The sequence below is a fragment of the Amniculibacterium aquaticum genome (assembly GCF_003852705.1).
GTDB classification, from domain to species: domain Bacteria; phylum Bacteroidota; class Bacteroidia; order Flavobacteriales; family Weeksellaceae; genus Amniculibacterium; species Amniculibacterium aquaticum.
Window position 1 is genome coordinate 80802 of sequence record NZ_REFA01000008.1, and the last position, 23519, is coordinate 104320.

Annotated in this window: 11 protein-coding genes and 1 pseudogene; 4 read left to right on the forward strand and 8 right to left on the reverse strand. The window is 40.1% G+C overall.

Annotation, left to right across the window (positions count from 1 at the left end):
- Positions 1 to 8 precede the first annotated feature (8 nt).
- Positions 9 to 2081, reverse strand: coding sequence for an alpha-ketoacid dehydrogenase subunit alpha/beta (locus tag EIY84_RS05170; protein ID WP_124640876.1), 2073 nt, complete (start codon positions 2079 to 2081; stop codon positions 9 to 11).
- A gap of 262 nt (positions 2082 to 2343) precedes the next feature.
- On the opposite strand from EIY84_RS05170, the gene dnaE reads away from it, so the two are divergent.
- From dnaE to EIY84_RS05190, 4 genes are all read left to right on the forward strand, one after another.
- Positions 2344 to 6978: a DNA polymerase III subunit alpha gene (gene dnaE, locus EIY84_RS05175; RefSeq protein WP_124640877.1), complete on the forward strand. Its 4635-nt coding sequence runs from the start codon at positions 2344 to 2346 to the stop codon at positions 6976 to 6978.
- A 236-nt stretch (positions 6979 to 7214) separates the two neighbouring features.
- Complete coding sequence (locus tag EIY84_RS05180) at positions 7215 to 10847, forward strand: fibronectin type III domain-containing protein (RefSeq protein WP_124640878.1); 3633 nt, start codon at positions 7215 to 7217, stop codon at positions 10845 to 10847.
- Positions 10848 to 11103: 256 nt separating this feature from the next.
- Entirely contained in the window at positions 11104 to 14457 is a 3354-nt protein-coding gene (locus EIY84_RS05185; protein WP_124640879.1) for a GEVED domain-containing protein, read from the forward strand.
- A gap of 140 nt (positions 14458 to 14597) precedes the next feature.
- Entirely contained in the window at positions 14598 to 15221 is a 624-nt protein-coding gene (locus EIY84_RS05190; protein WP_241154737.1) for a TMEM175 family protein, read from the forward strand.
- 81 nt (positions 15222 to 15302) lie between these two features.
- On the opposite strand, the gene EIY84_RS05195 is transcribed toward EIY84_RS05190, so the two are convergent.
- The 7 genes and pseudogenes from EIY84_RS05195 to EIY84_RS11990 form a co-directional block, all read right to left on the reverse strand.
- The gene (locus EIY84_RS05195) at positions 15303 to 15593 is read right to left on the reverse strand and encodes a DUF4298 domain-containing protein (RefSeq protein WP_124640880.1); all 291 of its coding nucleotides are present in this window, start codon (positions 15591 to 15593) and stop codon (positions 15303 to 15305) included.
- Positions 15594 to 15702: 109 nt separating this feature from the next.
- Positions 15703 to 17151: a TolC family protein gene (locus EIY84_RS05200; protein WP_124640882.1), complete on the reverse strand. Its 1449-nt coding sequence runs from the start codon at positions 17149 to 17151 to the stop codon at positions 15703 to 15705.
- Complete coding sequence (locus EIY84_RS05205; protein WP_124640884.1) at positions 17132 to 20320, reverse strand: efflux RND transporter permease subunit; 3189 nt, start codon at positions 20318 to 20320, stop codon at positions 17132 to 17134. The genes EIY84_RS05200 and EIY84_RS05205 overlap by 20 nt, the downstream gene beginning before the upstream one ends.
- Before the next feature lie 7 nt (positions 20321 to 20327).
- Positions 20328 to 21413: an efflux RND transporter periplasmic adaptor subunit gene (locus EIY84_RS05210; protein ID WP_187478276.1), complete on the reverse strand. Its 1086-nt coding sequence runs from the start codon at positions 21411 to 21413 to the stop codon at positions 20328 to 20330.
- A gap of 121 nt (positions 21414 to 21534) precedes the next feature.
- Positions 21535 to 21927: a hypothetical protein gene (locus tag EIY84_RS05215; protein ID WP_124640886.1), complete on the reverse strand. Its 393-nt coding sequence runs from the start codon at positions 21925 to 21927 to the stop codon at positions 21535 to 21537.
- A 519-nt stretch (positions 21928 to 22446) separates the two neighbouring features.
- Positions 22447 to 23337, reverse strand: a complete 891-nt coding sequence (locus EIY84_RS05220) for a pirin family protein (RefSeq protein ID WP_124640888.1) — start codon at positions 23335 to 23337, stop codon at positions 22447 to 22449.
- Positions 23338 to 23399: 62 nt separating this feature from the next.
- Positions 23400 to 23519: pseudogene (locus EIY84_RS11990) on the reverse strand (IS30 family transposase); the annotation flags it as partial.

Sequence of the window (23519 nt, forward strand, 5' to 3'; positions counted from 1 at the left end):
AAGTTCTATTAGTCGTTGAGTATTTTTCTGATTTTCAAGGCTAATTTTTCTGCATTGGGCAACATTTCTTTTTCCAAAATCAAATTAATAGGTACAGCAGGGAGGTTCAAAGATCCCATGGCTTCTACCGGAGCATCCAAATATTTGAAACAATGGTTAGAAATACGATGGGCAAAGGCTTCAGCAAAAGAATTTTGAACTTGCTCTTCCGTTAGCACTAGGCATTTTCCGTGCGCTTTTACTCTTTCAAAAACCAGGGATTCATCCAGAGGTATCAAGGTTCTTAGGTCAATGACTTCCACTCTTCCTTGGAATTGTTTTGCTGCTTCTTTGGCCCAATAGACGCCCATTCCGTAGGTGACAACAACCATTGTTCTGCCTTTGTTTATTTCACCATCATCGGCTGCGATTACGGTATTGGCTTTTCCAAATGGTAAGATGTAATCTTCTGCAGGCTCTATGGTTTTTGCGTCTTCGGTTCCCGGAACTTTACTCCAGTACAATCCTTTGTGCTCGAGCATAATTACCGGATTTGGGTCGTAATAAGCTGCTTTTAACAAGCCTTTGAAATCGGCAGCATTGCTGGGATAAGCGATTTTTATTCCCTTGATGTTCGCCAAGATGCTTTCTACACTTCCACTGTGGTATGGGCCACCACCTCCGTAAGCTCCAATCGGTACACGGATGATGTTGCTCACTGGGAATTTTCCACCACTTAGATAGGACGATTTAGAAATTTCTGTAATCAGTTGGTTGATTCCGGGGTAAATGTAATCGGCAAACTGAACTTCAACAATGGGTTTTAGTCCAACGGCAGACATCCCGACGGTAGATCCAATGATGTAGGCTTCTTGTATGGCGGTGTTGAACACTCTTTTCTCACCAAATTTACCTCCCAAGGTTACGGTTTCACGGAATACGCCTCCAATTCTGGCACCCACATCTTGACCGTAAAGCAGGGCTTCTGGGTGTTTCCACATCAATTCTTGTATGGCATGGATGGCGGCATCCACCATCACGATTTTTTCTGTATTTTCAGCCGGGCATCTTTCCCCTACTTCCTCGGTGATGGGGGTTGGAGCAAAAACAAAATCTTCAACGCTTTCCGCTTTGGGATCTTCGGCATTGCAGGCTTTTTCAAAAGCTTGTTCCGCCTCTAATCTTGCCTTTTTTTCTATTTGTTTTAGGTGGTTTTCATCGGTTCCATTGTCCAGCAAATAAGCATATAGTTTTTTCCCGGGATCTTGAGCTCTGTGTTTTTCCAGATCGGCATCGTCTCGGTAAAATTCTCTTCTCACTCCAGAAGTGTGGTGGCCGATCAAAACGGTTTTAGCACAAACCAACATGGGTTTTCTTTCGTTTCTCACAAAGTTTATGGCTTCTTGCATGGCGAGGTAACTTTCCACAAAATTGGTTCCGTCCACACGCATTCTGTTTAGACCTACAAAACCTGCTGCGTAGTCGTAGGCATCGCTGGTTCGGGCTTCCTCTTTGGTTACCGAAATTCCCCAATCGTTATCTTGTACCAAGAAAATAATCGGTAATTGGTGCAGTGCTGCAAACTGAAAAGCTTCTGCTACTTCACCTTCTGTGACAGAATTGTCTCCCAAACTGCAAACCACAACAGGGTTTTTGTCAAAATTTTGTAAGTTAAATTCTTGAATGTATTTCAAGCCTTGTGCAACTCCTGTGGTCGGAATGGCTTGCATTCCGGTTGCAGAACTTTGATGGATGATTTTCGGTTTATCTTCTTCTCGGCTGGATGGATGGGAATAGTACGATCTCCCTCCCGAAAAAGGATCGTTGGCTTTTGCTAAAAGTTGTAACATCAAACGGTACGGCTCAAAACCAATTCCTAAAAGCAAGCTTTCGTCTCGGTAGTATGGAGAGACCCAATCTTCCGGACAAAGATGGTATGCGGTGGCCAATTGTATGGCTTCGTGACCTCTAGAAGTTGAGTGAACATATTTGGTTATGGATCTATTTTCTTCATAAATATCTGCCATGGCTTTGGCAAGCATCATGTGCTGGTAGGCTTGAAGTAAAGTGTCCTGTTTTATTTTTTCTTGTACTTTTTCCATAGAAAGCAAAAGTATATATTTTATAGTTAGGGATGAAATCTATTTTGATAATTTTAATAATATATGATTTATGTTGCGTTTTTTATGTTAATTTTTTCAAATTAAGATGTTTTTGTATGGTTTTTACAATTGAGTTAAAGACTGATCTTAAGTAAGTTTGGTTTTGTTAAAAGAAAGACTAATTTTTTGCTGATAAAAGTTTTTGATTAAACCACTTTTTTATTCGTTTCTTTTCAATTATTTTTACCAAAATTCTAGAATTATGTACCTGATTTTTGATACTGAAACCACCGGGTTGCCAAAAAATTTCAATGCACCACTCTCAGATTCGGACAATTGGCCAAGAATGGTTCAGATTGCTTGGCAACTGCACGATGATGAAGGTAATCTTATTGAAAATCAGGATTATATCATAAAGCCTGAAGGCTACGATATTCCCTTTAATGTCACTAAAATTCACGGTATTTCTACCCAAATGGCTCACGAGCAAGGTCGTGATCTTACCGAAGTCTTGCAAGAATTTGCCGAAGTGGTCAAGAGATCCAGAATTGGTGCTGGACATAACATAGAATTCGATTATAACATCGTTGGAGCTGAATTTTTTAGGAAGAATTTGGATAATGTTTTAGAGCAACTTCCGTCTGCCGATACCATGCATTTAGGAACGGATTTCTGTCAACTTCCAGGAGGAAGAATGGGAAGGTTTAAGAGTCCGAAATTGGAAGAACTTTATCAAAAACTTTATGGCGAAAAATTTGATGAAGCCCACAATGCCGCAGCCGATGTTAATGCTACAGCCCAGGTTTTCTTTGAAATGATGCGGATTGGAGTGATCCCTGCTGAAAATCTGAAAACCACTCCTGAGGTGCTGGAACGGTTCCAGTTGAAATACATCGAGCCGATTGCTCCTTTTGATATTGTGATCCGAAGACAAGTCGCGGATTCTAAAAAAAGTAAATCCAAACAAGGTGTTGGTTTGGGTTCGGACATCGATTTGGGAAGTTATTTTCATTTTCATAACCATTCCATTTTTTCGTCGTTACAAGCAACCACCAGTCTTTCCAGTTTGGTGAAAACAGCTGCTGATCAAAATTTCCCGGCTGTAGGTTTGGTAGATTTGGGGAATATGATGGGGGCTTTTAAATTTGTTTCTGAAGTTGAAAAATACAACGGCGATCTTAAAAAGAAAAAAGAAGAAGCAGAAGCAAAAGAGAATAAATCCCCTGAGGATGAATTAATCTTACAGAAAAAAACATTAATACCGGTTTTGGGTTCAGAGTTTTACCTTTCTGATCGACCGGAGCAGAAGCAATTTACCAAAGATGACCCCGATCGAAGAACTCAGATGGTGCTTTTGGCTAAGAATTTTTCAGGATATAAAAATTTAACAAAACTTTCCAGCTTAGGGTTTCTTCATGGTTTTTATTTCGGTGTTCCGAGAATTTCCAGAGCGATGGTGGCTCAATACAAAGAAAATGTAATTGCCGTAACCTCGGGGATTGCTGGAGATATACCGGCAACCATTTTAGAGTACGGAGAACAAAAAGGTGAAGAGCTCTTCTTGTGGTGGAAAGAAACATTCGGTTCGGATTTCTATGTTCAGATTCAAAATCATCAACTTCCCGAAGAGGAATATGTCAACGGTATTTTATTGAAATGGGCGGAAAAATATGGGGTGAAGGTTTTGGCGCAAAACGAAACTTTTTATACCCATAAATCGGATGCCAACATCCAGGATATTGTTTCTTGCATTAAAGACGGAGAGAAGCTTTCGACAGAGATAGGCAAAGGTTTTGGAAGAAGACGAGGCTTGGCTACTCAGGATTATTTTATAAAGTCAGCAGAAGAGTTAAGGCAAAGTTTTCATCAATATCCTGAGGCTTTTGAGGCGTATTCTGAATTTTTAGAAAAATTTGAACCGTACAAATTAAAAAGAGATGTCCTGCTTCCGGCTTTTGATATTCCAGAAGAATTTCAAGATGCTCAGGATTTAGAAGACGGTGGTAAGCGGGGCGAAAATGCCTTTCTAAGGCACTTGACCTACGAGGGAGCTCGAGCAAAATACGATGAGATAAGCCCAGAAATTTCCGAACGATTGGATTTTGAATTGTCGGTAATTGCCAATACCGGATATCCGGGATATTTCCTAATTGTTCAGGATTTTTGTAACGAAGCCCGAAATATGGGGGTTTGGGTAGGCCCTGGAAGGGGTTCGGCTGCAGGTTCGGCTGTAGCCTATTGCATCGGGATTACCAATGTAGATCCTATTAAGTACGACCTCCTTTTTGAGAGATTCTTGAATCCTGAAAGGGTTTCCATGCCGGATATCGATATCGATTTTGACGATGAAGGAAGGGATAAAATCATCAAATGGGTGGTCGAAAAATACGGTAAGATGAATGTAGCGCAGATCATTACTTACTCGGTTTTGGGAGGAAAGTCGGCGATAAAAGATGCGGGAAGGGTGTTGGATGTTTCCATTCCGGAAACCAATAATATAGCCAAATTAATTCCTGCAACTCCAGGGATGAACATTGCCAAAGCACTATCCAAATACGATAAATTGGCAGATGAAGATAAGGTCTTGGTGGACGAAATGAAAGCCATTCTTGAGGATCAATCAGATGCAAGGCACGAAGTTTTGGCATCGGCACAAAAAATGGAAGGTTGCATCCGAAATACCGGGATCCACGCCTGCGGTGTGATTATTACTCCGGAAGATATTTCTAATCTGGTCCCGATTACGATTGCTGCAAAAGATGCTGATATTTTGGTGTCGCAGTTTGATAACTCCGTCGCAGAAAGTGCCGGGCTTCTAAAGATGGATTTCTTGGGACTTAGGACTTTAACCATCATCAAGCATGCGATAAAATTGGTGAAAGACCGACACGGTGTCGATATCAATCCGGACGAAATTCCTTTGGACGATGCTAAAACCTATCAACTTTTCAAAGAGGGAAGGACCATTGGGATTTTCCAATACGAAAGTGCCGGTATGCAAAAATACATGCGAGAACTGAAACCTACAGTTTTTGCCGACCTTATCGCGATGAATGCATTGTACAGACCGGGTCCGATCAAGTACATTCCGAACTTTATCAACAGAAAACACGGTTTGGAAGAAATTGTGTACGATTTGCCTGAAAATGAAGAATATCTGAAAGAAACCTATGGGATTACCGTGTACCAAGAGCAGGTAATGTTGCTCTCTCAAAAGTTGGCAAATTTCACCAAAGGCCAAGCGGATACCTTAAGAAAAGCAATGGGTAAAAAACAAAAAGATGTTTTGGATAAAATGTTCCCGTTGTTTTTGGAAGGAGGAAGAAAAAATAACCTGGACGAAGAAAAACTCAATAAAATATGGAAAGACTGGGAGGCCTTTGCAGAATATGCGTTCAATAAGTCGCACTCAACTTGTTATGCGCTGATTGCGTATCATACTGCGTACCTCAAGGCCAACTACCCGGCAGAATACATGGCGAGTGTGATGTCCAACAACATCAACAATACCAAACAAATCACCTTGTTCATGGAGGATTGTCAATCTATGGGTGTGGATGTTTTGGGTCCTGATGTTAATGAAAGTCAATACGAATTTTCGGTGAATGATAAAGGTCAGATTCGTTTTGGTTTGGGCGCGATAAAAGGAATTGGTGAGGGACCGAGTGAAGCCATTGTGGAAACACGAAAGCAAGAACGATTTAAAAATATTTTTGATTTTTTCGAAAGAGTACCTTCTTCGCAAATCAATAAAAGAGTGGTGGAAAGTTTGGTTATTGCCGGTGCTTTCGACGAAACCGATCAGTACAACCGCGCTCAATATTTTGAACCCGACATCAGTGGTAGAATAACCATTGAGAGATTGTTGAAGTACGGATCGAGTTACCAAGATTCTAAAAACGAAATGGAAAACTCTCTATTTGCCGATTTTGCCGATGAGGTTAAGATTGAACAACCCAAAATTAATCCTGCTCCGGAATGGCAAAATATGTTCAAACTGAATAAGGAAAGGGAAATTATTGGCTTCTATCTATCTGCACATCCTTTGGACGAGTTCAAGTATCAATTCCAATTTATTAAAGGATTGCTGAGTAAAAAAGCCATTTTGGAAGAGCAGAAAAGTGAAAATGTTAATAATGAAGAAGTGATTCTTCCGGTTGAAACTCAGGATTCTGACGATCAATTAACGGAGATAATTTCTGATGATTTTGAAATGGAAGAAAATCTTGAGGTTGAAGAAGTATCAAAAAAAGCCGAACCAAAAGGAAGTTTTAATTTCTTAGATTTGGACGAGGTGGAAGCGTTCAAAAATTCATCGATTTTAACAAAACAGGTAGAACTTTTTAACGATCCCAAATTGTCATGGAAAGAAAAACAGGCCATGAAAGATCGAGGTGCTGAATATACAGTAGCCGGTTTGGTGACGGAATATGTGGTAAGAGACGGTAAGATGAGCGGCGAAAAAGTAGCTTTTGTTACTTTGGAAGATTACACCGGTAGTTGCTCTTTCCGTTTGGGCGATCGGGATTATATGAAGCTAAGGGATAAGATCGATCTGCAGCGATTTTTGATTTTCAAAATAAAATATGCTGTTTTATCCGATGGAAGGGTTTTTATCAATGTGGTCGATGTGTCGGAATTGAAGGATGTTTTCAACCAATTTGTAAAAAGCATGACCTTGGTAATGGATGTCAACGACATAAGACGAGAGGATATCGAGTTTATAAAAAACAATTTTATGAACGAAGAGGGAGCTCAGAAACTGTCCTTTAGTATTAGAAATCCAGAAGACGAGTCCTGTATGGAATTGATCTCTTTAAAATGTGCTTTGAAGCTGGATGGAGATATGTTGGGTCTGGTAGCTCAAGAACAGAAATATCAATTCTATCTAAATTAAGAATTGTTTACAGATTGTTATCGAAAGTAAGAGAAAGTGTATGTCTTTCTCTTTTTTATTATGTTAAATTGAATATCTTTCAGAAGCTTGAATTTGTGACATTGCAATTGTTTTTAAGTGTTTATTTGCGTTGTTTTCATGAATTTTATTTAAAAATTATTAAATTCTGTTTGAAGCTTTGTGTTTGGTTGTGGATTATTGTTATATTTGCCACTTATCATTTTTAAATAATAGATATGAAGAGAGTTTTATTATCGTGTTTTGCGGCATTGGGAATCGGTGCTTCAGCGCAAATTACAGTTAATGAAAGTTTTGAGTCCACAACAACACCTACGGGGTGGGCGTATTCAGGATTTTCAAGGACGACCACTTCGCCAAGATTTTGCGCGGGGACTGCAGGTTTAAGCAGAAACTTTTATGGAGGAAACGCTGGGAATTTGGTGTATACCTCTAATGTTTCTAACGGAGGAGATTTGGCGGTTTCTTTCCAGTACAAAACTTTAGAATACAGTTCGGGTTCTGGAGTTGGAGGAACATTAAAAGTTGAATACTCCATAGATGGAGGTACAACTTATGCGCAATTAGGTGCAGATGTGGCATTGTCATCGGTAACTTCTTGTACTACTTTTACAGGGAATATTCCTGCGGGAACAATTCCGGCTGCGGCAAACTTCAAATTTAGAATTTCTAATCAGTTTATTTCTGGTGACTATTGGTTGGTTGTTGATGATGTAAAATTAAATCAAACTGCGACGACTGCGCCAGCGTGTACAACGATTACGGCTCCAACAGCTGGGGCAACGGGTGTAGCTTCAGGAGCTACTCTTTCTTGGAATGTTGCGCCTGGAGCAACCAGTTATGTTGTGAATATGGGGACCACTCCTGGTGGAACCGATGTGATGAATGGGGTAGATGTTGGGAATGTGACCAGTTATTCCGTAACTCCAGGATTGTTATATAATACTCAGTATTATGTTAATGTTCTTCCTAAAAATAATTTCGGTTTAGCTACAGGTTGTACAGAGACTTCGTTTACGACAACGGCAACGGTGCCTTGTCCTGCTGTTTCTGCACCAACTGCTGGTGCATTTGGGCAATCCTTAACACCTACTATTTCTTGGGGAGCTGTTGCTGGAGCTACGAGCTATACAGTAACTGTTGGTTCTTCGGCTGGAGCTAGTGATGTAGTTGCAGGTGTGGATGTGGGGAATGTAACTTCATATACTTTTGCAACTCCTTTAAGTACTAATACTAAGTATTATTACACAATCAATGCGATTGCTGGTGCTTCTTCTTCCTCATCTTGTACGGAAAGGGATTTTACCACCATGTGTGATCCATTTGCAATCCCTTATTTTGAAGGTTTTGAAAACGGTTATACGCACAACACTGCTGTTGCGGGATGTTTGTCTCAGGCGAATGCTACCGGGACATCAACCAATGTGTGGACTGCAAATAATACTTTAACGGATTATAATAGAGCTCCTAGAACGGGTTCTTGGAATGCTTTCTTGAAATACAGTAGTGATCGTTGGATGTTTATTCCTGTTCAGTTAACTGCAGGTACATCTTATACGGTGAAATTGTTTGCGAGACAAGATGGTGCGACAGCAACCAACTCCAATGTTGGAATTAGTTACGGGACTTCTGCATCTGCTGCGGCAATGACTAATGTTGTAGCTGCGCCTACGGGTATTATTAATGGAGATTATCAACAGGTTTCAGGAAGCTTTACTCCTGCAACAACCGGAACTTATGTTGTGGGGATTAAGGGGTATATGAACGGATCTCCTTGGTATATTTCTTTAGATGATATTTCTATTGATGTTGCTGCTGCTTGTATTGAGCCTAATGGTGTGACTTCTTCGGCTCCAACTGCAACTTCTTATACATTGACTTGGACGGCTCCTCCAACAGCTCCGGCTGGCGGATACGATGTGTATTATTCAACTTCTAACACTCCGCCGGATGCGAGTACGGCTCCAACGCTAACTGGTTTAACCGGTTTGACGACAAATGTTTCTAACTTGCAACCGTTAACAGAGTATTATTCTTGGGTAAGATCCAATTGTTCTGCAACTGAAAAGAGTACTTGGTTCTATGGTGGAAAAGTTACAACATTAACTTTCTGTCCTAATGTTACTGCACCAGCAAACAACGCAACTGGGGTTTCTACAACTCCAACGATTACTTGGGATGCGGTTAATGGAGCTACAAACTATAATATTACTGTTGGGTCAACGCCTGGTGCTAGTGATGTTGTGGCGGGAGTAGATTTGGGGAATGTAACCTCTTATACATTTGCAACACCGTTGTTGAATGATACTCCATATTATTATACTATTAATGCGGATAATGGAACGGTGTATTCTAACTCATGTACTGAAAGAATGTTCAGAACGATGTGTTTGCCGTATACAGTTCCGTATAACGAAGGTTTTGAAAACGGTTATACACACGATTCTCCTGTAGCGGGATGTTTATCTCAAGCGTCACAGACGGGTACTGGTGTGTGGAAGGCGAATAATACTTTTACAGATTACAATAGAACTCCTAGAACGGGTTCTTGGAATGCGTTCTTGATATACGGTAACGAAGATTGGTTGTTTATCCCGATTCAGTTAACGGCAGGGATAACTTATACTGCAAAAGTGTACGCAAGACAAGATGGTGCAACTGCATCCAACTCCAATGTTGGAATTAGTTATGGGACTTCTGCATCTGCATCTGCAATGACTAATGTTGTAGCTGCGCCTACAGGTATTGTTAATGGAGATTACCAAAAAATTTCCGGAAACTTCACGGTACCAACTACCGGTACTTATGTAGTGGGTATCAAAGGGTATATGAATGGTACTCCTTGGTATGTTTCTTTAGATGATATTTCTATTGAAGAGGCTTCTTCTTGTATTGAGCCAACGGCGTTAGCTACGGTTTCTGCAACGGCTACTTCTGCAAATATTTCATGGACGGCACCGGTTGGTACGGCTCCTGCAAACGGATATGCGGTGTATTATACGGCAAGCAGTGTGGTGCCAGATGCTACAACGGTTGCGTCTCAAACTTCTGCAACAACTACAGCTGCACTTACAGGTTTGACATCGGATACGCAATACTATGTTTGGGTAAAATCTCTTTGTTCTACTACGGAGTCTAGTTCTTGGGCTGGACCGTTAATGGTAACAACAGGATACTGTCCTCCAACAGGTGGATCTTCTTCCCAATTGTATTACTTAGGAAATGTTTCTACTACAGGTGGTGTGACTAACTTGGCTTATACTGCGTCTTCGTATCAGGCGTATGATAACCAAGTAGCAACAACATTTAGCGGAACTCCTGGTACTGCTATTACGGTGAATATATTGCCTTCTTCTTCGGATGCATACTATTATGTTTGGGTGGATTGGAATAATGATTTTAAATTCGATGGTGCGGGTGAAGTTGTTTTAGCGACTACTTCTTATACGACTTCGGCTACAGCGACCATAAATATTCCTGCGGGACAGGCTGCAGGTGATTATAGAGTAAGAATGGCTCAATCTTATATTGGTGCTGTTACTCCGTGCGGACCTGCTGCGTATGGTAATTATGTGGACTTTACATTGTCAGTTGGAGCTTTGGCAACGGCTGAAGTAGCAACTAAAGATAATGTGAAAATCTATCCTAATCCATTTGTTGATGTGTTGAATGTTTCAGATGTTAAAGATGTTCGATCTGTAACCATCACTGATGCTTCTGGTAGATTAGTGAAAACAATTGCTAAACCAACTACTGAATTGCATTTAGGAGATCTGAAAACCGGAATGTATTTGGTGACTCTTCATTATAAAGACGGTTCGGTAAAAACGATGAAAGCAATGAAGAAATAATCAAAAAATAATTTGTTTATTTTTAAATAAGGTTGTCCAGAATTGGGCAACCTTTTTTTTTTTTTTTTTTTTTTGTTGAATTTTATTGACTTTGTGACTTTAATTAATTGAATGTTTAATAAAATATGTTTTTTATTAGTGTTAACAATGTTCTTTATGTGTCTTTTTTAAAATGTTGACAAATAAAATTAATTAAACATGAGTTTTATCATTTTTTTTTATAACTTAGCCAAATTATGTTAAAAAAATATAAAACATGAAGAGATTTTATTATTTAGCAGCATTGGTGCTGACGGCTTACCAGCTCAATGCTCAAACTTATTGTACACCCACTTATGATGAGGGTTGTAGTGATGGAGATATGATAGACTCCTTTTCAGTGCCTAGTGCTTCCTATCAGCATTTGAGTACGGGATGTTCTACAGGTGCTTATGGAGACTATTATGCGACGGAAACCATTACGATCCAAGCAGGTGTTTCTACTGCTTACCAGGTAACCCACGGTTTTGGGAGTCAGAAAGTGAAAATCTGGATCGATTTTAACAACGACGGAATTTTTGCAAACGATGCTACGGAAACGGTGAGTTCAGCTTCTGCTTCAGGAAATACAACCAATGGGAATATTCTTATCCCGGGAAATGTGACTCCAGGAACTTACAGAATGCGAGTGGGAGATAGGTATTCTCAAGATCCTGTCCCGTGTGATAATACATCATTTGCGTATGGAGAAGCGCACGATTATAAAGTGGTAGTTACGGCTGCTCCATCTTGTTTAACGCCTTCAGCGATTTTAACTTCAGGAGCTACTGCTACGACTGTTAATTTGGCGTGGACGGCTCCAACTACAGTGCCGACAGGAGGTTATGATTTGTATTATTCAACATCAAGCACTCCGTCTCCAGATGCGGCTACAACACCATTGGTAACCGGGCTTACAGGGACTTCTACAGTGGTAACAGGATTGCAACCGTCCACACAGTATTATTTCTGGTTAAGATCAAATTGTACTTCCGAGCAAAGTCCTTGGGTTATGGGTAATTCTTCTACAACCTTGACTTTCTGTCCGTCAGTAACTTCCCCTGCAAATGCAGCGAATGGTCAATCTTTGACACCAACGATTTCTTGGACTGCTGTAACCGGTGCTACCAATTACAATATTACTGTAGGATCTACACCTGGTGCAAGTGATGTTTTGGCTGGTATTGATTTGGGTAATGTTACTTCTTATACTTTTGCAACACCTCTTACTACGAACACGACCTACTATTATACAATCAATGCGGATAATGGAACGGTGTATTCTAACTCATGTACAGAGAGAAGTTTTACTACCATGTGTGATCCATATACAATCCCATATTTCGAAGGTTTTGAAAGTGGATATGTTCACGATACTCCGGTTACCGGTTGCTTAGCTCAAGCTTCTATTGAGGGAGGAGGAGTTTGGAGAGCAAATAACACATATACTACATACAATAGAACGCCTAGGACGGGTAGTTGGAATACTTTCTTGCAATACGGTAATAAGGATTGGTTGTTTATCCCGATACAGTTAACGGCGGGTACAACTTATTCGGCTAAAGTGTATGCACGACAAGATTCATCAACTCCTACTTACGCAAATGTATCGATTAGCTATGGTACTTCTTCGACTGCTGCAGCAATGACCAATGTGATTGCTCCTGCTGTTAATATTATCAATGGCGATTACCAAAAAGTGTCGGGTAACTTTACGGTTCCTACTACCGGTACTTATGTAGTTGGTATCAAAGGGGAAATAAGCTCTTCTCCTTGGTATTTATCCATGGATGATATATCTATTGAAGAAGTTGCCGGTTGTCTTGAGCCTTCTGCGATAGCTGCTTCCAATGTAACAGGTGCAACGGCTACACTTTCTTGGAATGCACCGGCTGGACCTGCTCCTGCATCGTATGATGTGTATTATTCAACTTCTGATGTAGATCCAACAGCGACTACAACACCGACATGGAACGGGACTGCAACTACAACCAACTTATCTGCTTTGACACCGAATACCGTGTATTATGTTTGGGTAAGATCCAATTGTGGTGCAGCTCAAAGTGTTTGGGAGGCTTTACCTTCATTTATGACGGGACAGATTCCTGCATCGTTACCGTATACTCAAGATTTTAGTGGTACGAATGATATGGCGTTAATCAACGGTACACAAACCAATCAGTGGTTTGTAGGTACGGCAGAGGGTAACCCGGCAGGTTCATTGTATGTAACCAATGACGGCGGTACTACCAATGCTTACGACACAGCTTCTACAACTGCAGTACATGCATACAGAGATATAGCTGTGCCGGCCGGTACAACTTTATCAACACTTTCATTTGATTGGAAAGCTCAAGGAGAATCTGCTTCTTACGATTACTTAAGAGTGTTCTTGGTTCCAACTTCATTTAACCCAACACCAGGGACAAAAATAAATACAACTACGGGTATTACCCAGATTGGAGGAGTATTTAACCAACAAAGTTCTTGGCAAAATTATGTAAATGCAAATGTGGATCTATCTGCATTCGCTGGTCAGACGGTTCGTCTATTGTTTGAATGGTGGAATGATGGTTCGGGTGGTACCAACCCTCCAGCAGCTGTTGATAATATCAATTTAATGATTCCTACTTGTGTAGCTCCAACTGGATTATCAATCGCCAATGTTACCAACACCTCAGGAACGGTAAATTGGACAGCTCCAACTCCAGCTCCTGGATTAGGGTACGATGTGTATTCGTCAACGACCAATACGGCGCCAACTGCAACTACAACGCCAACAGCTTCTGTAACTGCAACTACTTATAATATGACAGGTTTGACTATGGATACTTCGTATTTCGTTTGGGTAAGATCCAGCTGTACAGCATCTGATAAAAGTACTTGGTCTGGTCCTATAGAAGTAAGAACAGGCTATTGTGGACCTACAGGAGGAGCTTCTTCTCAGTTGTATTACTTAGGAAATGTTTCTACTACAGGAGGTGTGACTAACTTGGCTTATACGGCATCTTCGTATCAGGCGTATGATAATCAAACAGCAACTACTTTTAGTGGAGTACAAGGTGCTGCAATAACTGTTAATTTGTTACCTTCATCTGCGGATGCGTATTATTATATTTGGGTAGATTGGAACAACGATATGAAGTTTGATGGACCGGGAGAATCAGTTTTGGCAACAACATCTTATGCAACATCTGCAACGGGTACTATTAATATTCCGGCAGCTCAGACTCCGGGTAATTATAGAGTAAGAATGGCAGAGTCCTATATTGGTACACTTACCCCTTGTGGACCTGCGGCGTATGGTAATTATGTAGACTTTACTTTGTCTGTTGGGGCTTTAGCAACGGCTGAAGTAGCAGCTAAAGACAGTGTGAAAATCTATCCTAATCCATTTGTTGATGTTCTTCATATTTCTGATGTGAGAGAGGTGAGATCCATTTCTATTGTAGATGCTTCTGGTAGATTGGTGAAAACAATTGCTAAACCAACTGCTGAATTGCAATTAGGAGATTTGAAAACCGGATTGTATATGGTAACTTTACATTACAAAGACGGATCTGTGAAAACAGTGAAAGCAATGAAGAAATAATCTTTAATTGATAACTACTTGAGAGGCAACCCAAAAGGTTGCCTCTCTTTTTTTTGCTTTGTTGATGTTATTAAATTTAAAGTTGAACCCTTTATTTAAAAAATTCTTTAGGAATATTTATATTTGTACAAAACGATAAGATGATGAATGTGCATTACAACAAAATTGCCGGCCAAGACACCGGAAGGATTATTGCCATTAGCGATGGCGTTTTTGGTGTCGCCTTAACTTTATTGGTCTTAGAAATCCGCGTTCCGGTGATGGAATCCATACATTCTGAACAAGACTTAATTTCTGCCTTTATGGAGCTGAAGGAAAAATTTTTGGTTTATCTTTTAGCCTTCATGACCACAGGAATTTTTTGGGTAGGTCATGCATCACAATACAAACACATCGAAAAAAGCGACAGAAACCTGAATTGGATTAATCTGCTCTTCTTGCTCTTTGTGTCCATGTTGCCATTTACAACAGCATTTTTGGGAGATTATACCTCGTACAAATTTCCTGTTTTTATCTATTGGATCAATATTTTTATGCTGGGAGCAATGCTCTACACCAATTGGATCTATGCGGTGAAAAAAGATTTTGTAAACGAAGAAACCAAAAATTTGGTAGATGAACCTCTCAGGAAAAGAATCGTTGTTGCCCAATCTCTGTATGCTTTGGGAGCTTTACTTTGTTTTATTTCTCCATTGTTGAGTATAGGATTTATCATTCTCATTCAGATCAACTACGCTTTCGGGCTCAGTTCCAAATTAAAATAAATCGTAATACTTTTCCGTTTTATAAAACAATATCCAAGGAGTTTTTCCCCTTGGATATTTCATGTATTTGATGCAAAAAAATTACTTCAAATTGTTTGCAATGAACTGTAAGATTTCCTTCTTCAAATTCTCAAAATCTTCAAGTGCATTATAAAGTCCGTCTTCGCCTAAAATGTGAAAGTCCAAATGCCCAAAATTCTCATAATCGCGTATCCAATCTTCAGATTGAAGATAATTGGACAGTTCATTTCCCATGTTCTGGGTCGATTTTAATTTCAGTTCAAAAGCCTTAATTTCTTGAATGTTTTTGTCAAATTCAAAAAGCAATTGGTCTAATTTTTTTATGGTTTCTAGATTTGTATTTTCTGGCATTCTTCATTGTTTTTATATCATCCTTCGGCTTGTTTGCTTCGATTTGAAAGATAGAAAATCCAAATTTACCACAATCTTTCAACAAAATAAAATTCCCATTGACGGTTTCTTATTGCCAACCGCCACCAAGATTTTTGTAGATGTCGACAACGGTACTCAGTTGCTGTTGCTTGGCTTCCACCAATTCCATTTTTGCATCCAAGGCATCTCTTTGGTTCAGCAATACTTCAAGATAATCGGCTCTGGAGTTTTTGAACAATTGGTTAGCAATCCCAATCGACTGTTCCAAAGCTTTCGTTTCCTCAGATTTTAACTGATAATAATGGTCGATGTTTTTTATTTTCGACATCAGGTTAGCAACATCCAAATAGGCTTTCAGAACGGTCTTGTCGTACTCGTACAAAGCCTGTATTTGTCGTGCATCGGCAGTGTTAAAATTGGCTTTTATGGCTGATTTGTTGATGAGAGGGCCGGCCAAATCTCCAGCCAAACCGTACGCCAGAGATTCTGGCATTTTCACCAAATAAGATGGCTTAAAAGCTTCTAAACCAAGAGCCGCCGAAATTTCCAAAGAGGGATAAAACTCCTTTCTGGCCGCTTCTACATCCAGTTTTGCAGCCTTTAATTCCAGTTCGGCTTGTTTTATGTCCGGTCTGTTGGACAAAAGTTGAGAAGGTATTCCGCTAAAAATAGTTTGTGGAATAGTGGACATGAAATTTTCTTTAGCCCTCAGAATTGGTTGCGGATAACGCCCGCACAATGCATTGATCTGATTTTCCTTTTCTGTAATTTGTTGTTTTATTAAAAATTCTCTTGCTTTAGCTTTGGACAATTCGGCTTCGAATTTTTTCACCGCCAGTTCTGTTGTGGCGGCAGCTTGTTTTTGGATTTTCGAAATTTCCAATGCCTTTTGCTGTAACTGGATGTACTGCTGGATGATTTCCAACTGATTGTCTAAGGCCAAAAGTTCGTAGTATGAATTGGCCACTTCTTCAATCAAATTAGAGAGAACAAAGTTTTTTCCTTCCACGGTCGAAAGGTAATGAGCAACGGCGGCTTCTTTTTCTGTTCTTAATTTTTTCCAAATATCCACTTCCCAATTGGCGGATATTCCCAAATCAAAATTCGCCAAAGGATCGGGCATTTCCTTTCCGTGTTCAATCTCGGTACTTGCATCTCCGGCGCCTTCACTGGTGTATCTTCCTGCTTTTTTCAGTCCGATGCCGCCTCCTGCCGAAACCGAAGGACTCAATTTTCCTTTTTTTGCCAAAACCCCAGATTTTGCAATTTCAATTTGTTGCAAGGTGATCATGAGTTCCTGATTGTTTTTCAGGGAAATTTCGATCAGACTTACCAAGTTTGGATCTGTAAAAAACACGCGCCAAGGTGTAGTTCCACTGTTTTTTTGGTCTAAACCGGGATCTTGTTGGTTGTAATTTTCTGGAATGTTTTTTTTAATTTCAGAATTTACCAGAGTTGCCATTGGTGCTTTACAACCCGTTACTGCCGCCGATACTGCGAGCAGCACCACTAATTTGTTAATCGTTAAATTTTTCATCGTGTTGGTAAGGTTCAGTTTGTTCTGTTAATGGATTTTCTTCTTCATATCTAGCCAGTTTGGTTCTTTCGGAAAGGGTTCCGAAAATGTAGTACAATCCCGGGATGATGAGCAATCCGAAAACGGTTCCGAAAAGCATTCCTCCAGCTGCTGCCGAGCCAATGGTTCTGTTCCCAATTGCTCCAGGTCCTGTTGCCAGTGCCAAAGGAATTAATCCGGCAATAAATGCAAAAGAAGTCATCAGAATAGGTCTAAATCTTAGGTGTGCCCCATCAATAGCGGCTTGTACCACAGAGATGTTTTCTTCGGCCTTTCGTTGCACGGCATATTCTACAATCAACACCGCATTTTTTCCTACCAAACCGATGAGCATCACCATGGCAACCTGAGCATAAATATTGTTTTCCAAACCAAAAAATTGTAGGAAAATAAAAGCTCCAAAAATTCCGGTAGGCAAAGAGAGAATTACGGGCAAGGGCAAAATAAAACTTTCATATTGTGCCGAAAGAATGAGGTACACAAAACCAAGACAAACTAAAAAGATGTAAACCGCTTCGTTACCACGGCTCACCTCGTCTTTAGAAATCCCCGCCCAATCGATACCGAAACCTCTTGGAAGCGTTTGGTCCGCCACTTCTTGTATAGCTTTTATGGCATCGCCAGAACTGTAACCCGGTGCAGGATTTCCGGTAACTTCAGAAGAATTGTACATGTTGTATCTGGTGATTTCCGACAGTCCATAGACTTTTTCCATCTTCATAAATGCGGAGTAAGGAACCATTTCGTCCTTGTTGTTTTTAACATACAGCTTCATCAAGTCGCTTGGCAACGCTCTGTACTGTGGACCGGCTTGCACAATGACTTTGTAAGGTCTGTCGAAACGGATAAAACTGGTTTCGTAATCGGATCCTACCAAAGTAGAGAGGTTGGACATGGCTTTATCTATGGAAACCCCTTTCTGTTCGGCCAATTCGTTATCCACTTTAAGCATGTATTGCGGAAAAGATGCCGAATAAAAGGTGAACACAGAACCTATTTCTGGTCTTTTTCTGAGTTCTTTTACAAAATCGTTGGATATTTTTTCCATTTTATGATAGTCGCCACTTCCGGCTTTGTCCAGCAATCGAAGTTCGAAACCACCTGCTGCGCCGTATCCCGGAATGGATGGAGGTTGGAAAAACTCAATGCTTCCACCACTGATGTCCTTGCATTTTTCTTCCAATTCTTCAATGATTTCTATGGACGATTTCTTTCTATCCTTCCAATTTTTTAGGTTGATGAGGCAAGTTCCCGAATTGGATCCCGTTCCTTCATTCAAGATTTCAAAACCCGCCAGAGAGGAAACCGATTGTACACCGTCGATTTTCTGAGCAATTTTCTGAAGCCTTAAAGCCACTTGATTGGTTCTCTCCAAAGTTGATCCGGGAGGTGTTTGTACAATGGCATAGATCATTCCTTGGTCTTCTGCCGGGATAAAACCGGTCGGTATTTTATTTGCCAAGAAAAAAGTTCCGATACAGAAAGCCAATAAAAGGGGCAGGGTTACCATTTTACGAGTAACCGTTTTGGTGAGTAAATTTTTATAACGATCGGCACCCTTGGTGAAAACGGAATTGAATTGGTCCAAGAAACGATTGATTGGCGTTTTTTTAGGAGATTTTCCGTGGTGGTTTTTCAGAATCATGGCACACAAAGCCGGTGTTAATGTAAGTGCTACCAAACCCGATAGGATGATGGAGGAAACCATGGTGATGGAAAACTGACGGTAAAAAATACCAACCGGACCGCTCATAAATGCAACCGGAATAAACACCGAGGCCATTACGAAAGTAATAGCGATAATGGCTCCGCTAATTTCGTGCATGGCTTCTTCAGTAGCCTTTAGTGGTGATAATCCTTTTTCTTCCATCTTGGCGTGTACGGCTTCTATCACCACAATGGCATCGTCCACCACAATACCAATCGCCATTACCAAAGCGAAAAGCGAGATGAGGTTGAGGGTGATTCCGAAGGCCGACATTACGGCAAATGCACCGATCAACGAAACCGGAACGGCAAGCGTTGGGATAAGGGTGGATCGCCAATCGCCCAAAAATAAAAACACCACAATGGCCACCAAAATAAAAGCTTCGAACAAGGTATGGACTACTTTTTCTATGGAAGCATCTAAAAAGTGCGAAACATCATACGAAATTTTATAATGCATGCCTTTGGGCATATCTTTTTCCAGAGTTTTCATCAAAGTTTTTACATTTTTAATGACTTCACTGGCATTAGACCCATAGGATTGTTTTAGGGTGATGGCTGCAGAAGGTTTGCCATCCAAAGTGGAATAAATATCGTAGGCTGCAGATCCAAAATCAATATCGGCAACATCTTTCAGGTGAATGAATTGCCCACTGCTGTTGGATTTTAAGATGATGTTTCCGTATTCTGCTTCTGTATTGAATCGGCCTGGATATTTCAAAACATATTCAAAAGCTTGAGGTCTTTTACCAGAACTTTCACCAATTCTTCCGGGAGAAGCCTCGATGCTTTGCGCTTGCAGGGCTTCCATCACCTCATCGGCAGAAATTCCGTAGGCGGTCAATCGATCGGGTTTCAGCCAAATGCGCATGGCAAATTCCCGGGTACCGATAATGTCCACATCTCCCACACCTTTGGTTCTTTTCAGCTCAGACAAGATGTTCATGTCGGCATAATTGAAGAGGAATTTTTGATTGGCTTTTGGATCGTCGCTGTACACATTGATGTACATCAGCATGTTGGATTCTTCACGGGTAATTTTCACCCCTTCTCTCACCACAAGCGGTGGGAGTTTGTTGATGGCGGAAGAAATATGATTCTGAACATTGACTGCTGCCACATTGGGATCTGTGCCCAAGTCAAAAACTACAGAGATGGTCGCTTCACCGTCGTTACCGGCATCTGAAGCCATGTATTTCATCCCCGGAACACCGTTGATGGCTCTTTCCAAAGGGATAACGACTGATTTTATCAGCAATTCGTTATTGGCACCAGGATAAGAGGCGTTGATGTTCACTTTGGGTGGCGAGATGCTCGGAAATTGCGTTACCGGAAGTTTTACCAAAGATAAAATTCCCATAAACACGATAATCAGAGATATTACAATAGACAGAACGGGTCTACGAATGAATTTTTTAAACATGATAAATTTAGTCTGCTTTTAGTTTTAAAGATTGCAAAACTTGCTGTGGATCCTGAAGTTTGGTCTTTACTTTTTCGTCGTCTTTTACTTTTTGCACCCCTTCCAGAAGAAAATTTTCATGAGGGCTCAACCCGGAACTGATGACATAGACATCCGGCAATTCGTAAGCGATTTTTATGTTTCTGGATTTGACTTTCCCGTCATTGCCCACCACGAAAACATACTTTTGATCTTGAATTTCGAAGGTTGCTTTTTGTGGGATAACGACTGCGTTTTTCAAGGGTACAGTCATCCTAACTTTTCCGGTTTGTCCGTTTCTGAGGAGTTTTTCGGGGTTGGGAAATTTAGCCCGAAACGCAATATTTCCGGTTTCGTTATCAAATTCGCCTTCTATGGTTTGTACTTCTCCTTTTTGGGGGAAGTCTTGTCCATTGGCCAAGATTAGCGAAACTAAATTTTGACCTCGTGAAGCGGCATTCAATTGATAATTAAGATATTCAGGTTCAGACACATTGAAGTAGGTGTATATTGCCGTATTGTCGGATAAGGAAGTTAGCAGAGCGCCTTCGTCCACCAGAGATCCCAATTTGAGAGGGATTCTGTTGATGATTCCTGAAAAAGGAGCTTTGATGTCGGTAAAAGAAAGGTGGATTTCTGCCATTCTCAATTCGGCTTTTGCAGCATTGAGTTTGGCTTGGGCCATGGCTTTTTCGTTTTTAGAAACAATATTGTTGTTGGCCAAGGTGGTCGCATTTTTCAGTTCTATACCGGCTTGTTCTACTTCGGCCTTTGCTTTCATGACCTCGGCTTGGTAAACTTGAGGCATGATTCTGAACAAAGATTGACCTTGATGTACAAATTGTCCTTCGTCCACAAAAATCTTCTCCAGAAAACCTTTTTCTTGAGCTCGGATTTCGATGTTCTTTACCGATTGTATTTGGGCGACATAATCTTTATCGATCACCGTATCCATAACCACGGGAGAGGTGGTAGGATAAACGGTTTTTTCTTCTTTTTCTTCTTGTTTCTTCGTGCAGCCCGTAAGCCACAACAGACAGCCAAGCAAACAGCTTGTAATAACGCTCTTCATCATAATTAGAGAGAATGGTTTTCGTGAAAAATTTGGTTTGAATAATGCATTATTGCGAAATGAAAACTTCACAACACGGGTGGGTACCGCTTAAATAAAAACGGTAAGAAAGTTATGTGCGGGTCTAAATCCTGATGGATCGCAGGAGTATGAATTTTTTGATGGAACTGCTGAGGAGGATTTCAGACAGAACTTCCTCTGAACTTCTTTTCTTAAAGTGCAGTCCTAGTAAAATGAAAAAACCGAAAACGGTGGCGAAAACTACCAAATTTTGGAGGTTTTCTGTGAATCGCATATCGTCTTCTGAAACGATAATGGACTCTAAATCGCCAACATCATTCAGTACTTTTTCTGAAGTGAGTTTGTGATGGTTGAATTTTAAACCAGCAGGTTTCCCCTGGAAATGATGCGTAGTTTGCGAGAAATGATCTTGATAAATATAGTTGACAAAGTATCTGCTCCCAATGGATAAAAGAAGGAAAATACTGGTCAGAATATAGATCGAAAGGTTTCTCATTTTAGGTCTGCAAATGTAGAATTGATTTAACAAATCTCCTATGGACAAGGTGCTTTTTAATTTTCTTTTAATATTTTCAAACTAAGTACATGACAAGAATTGTGGTACATAAAACCCATTATTTAAACCCCATAGAAATATAGTAAATGCAACAATAAGTCTGCACAATTGCACTTAGTATCCGTCAAAGACGGATATCTCTTGTGTGTTACTGCTGTTTCTTTAGCAAATAAAATCGCCCTAAGTGACTATGTGGTTTCAAATATTTTTTTGTCATTTATTACTATTTTCAAAAAAACTAAAATCTCAAAAATTAAAATCATTTTATCCGTTCAAATGCTGTACCAGAGGGTTGTTTTTAAGTTTATTTTAATTTGATGTAAAGAATTTAAGAAGAAGGATTTCGCCCTTTCAGGGCTAGAAGTTGGGTTTTTGTTTTTACTTAGAGGTACTCATTTTTATCTAAAACGAGTTGGTATTAATATTACTTCCAGAGTGGATAAGCCAGATTTCTACGCCTTATTTTTTAGGAATTTTATAATCCGGATAGGGTACAAATTCGATGTCGTCTCCAACTATTTTGTCAAATTTCTGATCTTTCCATCTTTGTTTGGCTTCCTTGAGGGTTTCTTTGGATGTGGAAACAAAATTCCAATCAATGAATCGTTCTTCAGGAAATGCTTCGCCACCAAAAAGATAGATCGTTGAATTTTCTTGAATGCTAAACTCGCATAACTTTGTGTTTTTAGCCACCAATAATTGTCGAGAGCCAAAAATTTGTCCTTCACTTTCAATACTTCCTTCTAAAATATAGAGTCCGGATTCTCCAAAAAGTTGTTCGCCTAAGTTCAAGATCTGGGCAGATTTGGTTTTTATTTCAATCATGTACAAGGGACTAAAGACTGGGATAGGAGATTCTTTTCCAAATGCTTTTCCAGCGATTAATTTAAAATCGACTCCATTTTCCGTCCATGTTGGGAGAGCATCTTTTTCCACATGGGTAAATTGGGGATCCATAGCCTCCAAATCTTTTGGGAGTGCCACCCAAATTTGCAATCCGTGAAGGGTTTTATCTTTTTGTCTTAGATAGTCCGGAGTTCTTTCGCTATGAACGATTCCTTTTCCGGCGGTCATCCAATTCACCGCTCCTGGAGTGATTTCCATAGTGTTCCCGATACTGTCCCGATGCATAATGCTTCCTTCAAAAAGATAAGTTAGGGTGGATAGCCCAATATGCGGATGAGGACGAATATCCATATTTTTTCTTTCGTCCATTTTCACAGGGCCTAAATGATCGATGAAACAAAAAGGACCTATCATTCTTTTTTGGATGAAAGGCAGTAACCTTCCTACTAAAAAGCCGCCAATATCGGCCGCTCTTTCTTCTATGATGAGATTGAGATTTGACATACTGTTGAATTAATATGCTAAAGGTAATCATTTAAAAGATATAAAGTTTTTGAAGGGTGGATTCAAGTTATAAATGCAACATCACAGTTTTCATTCAATTTTTGAGCGAAAATTTCATTGGGCGTTTTAAAACCAAATCTTTTTCGTGGTCTGTTGTTTAAAATATTTATTACCCTTTCAAT

Coding starts and splice junctions, on each gene's coding strand:
- EIY84_RS05170 (WP_124640876.1), bottom strand. CDS start 2,081: ATGGAAAAAGTACAAGAAAAAATAAAACAGGACACTTTACTTCAAGCC.
- dnaE (WP_124640877.1), top strand. CDS start 2,344: ATGTACCTGATTTTTGATACTGAAACCACCGGGTTGCCAAAAAATTTC.
- EIY84_RS05180 (WP_124640878.1), top strand. CDS start 7,215: ATGAAGAGAGTTTTATTATCGTGTTTTGCGGCATTGGGAATCGGTGCT.
- EIY84_RS05185 (WP_124640879.1), top strand. CDS start 11,104: ATGAAGAGATTTTATTATTTAGCAGCATTGGTGCTGACGGCTTACCAG.
- EIY84_RS05190 (WP_241154737.1), top strand. CDS start 14,598: ATGATGAATGTGCATTACAACAAAATTGCCGGCCAAGACACCGGAAGG.
- EIY84_RS05195 (WP_124640880.1), bottom strand. CDS start 15,593: ATGCCAGAAAATACAAATCTAGAAACCATAAAAAAATTAGACCAATTG.
- EIY84_RS05200 (WP_124640882.1), bottom strand. CDS start 17,151: ATGAAAAATTTAACGATTAACAAATTAGTGGTGCTGCTCGCAGTATCG.
- EIY84_RS05205 (WP_124640884.1), bottom strand. CDS start 20,320: ATGTTTAAAAAATTCATTCGTAGACCCGTTCTGTCTATTGTAATATCT.
- EIY84_RS05210 (WP_187478276.1), bottom strand. CDS start 21,413: ATGATGAAGAGCGTTATTACAAGCTGTTTGCTTGGCTGTCTGTTGTGG.
- EIY84_RS05215 (WP_124640886.1), bottom strand. CDS start 21,927: ATGAGAAACCTTTCGATCTATATTCTGACCAGTATTTTCCTTCTTTTA.
- EIY84_RS05220 (WP_124640888.1), bottom strand. CDS start 23,337: ATGTCAAATCTCAATCTCATCATAGAAGAAAGAGCGGCCGATATTGGC.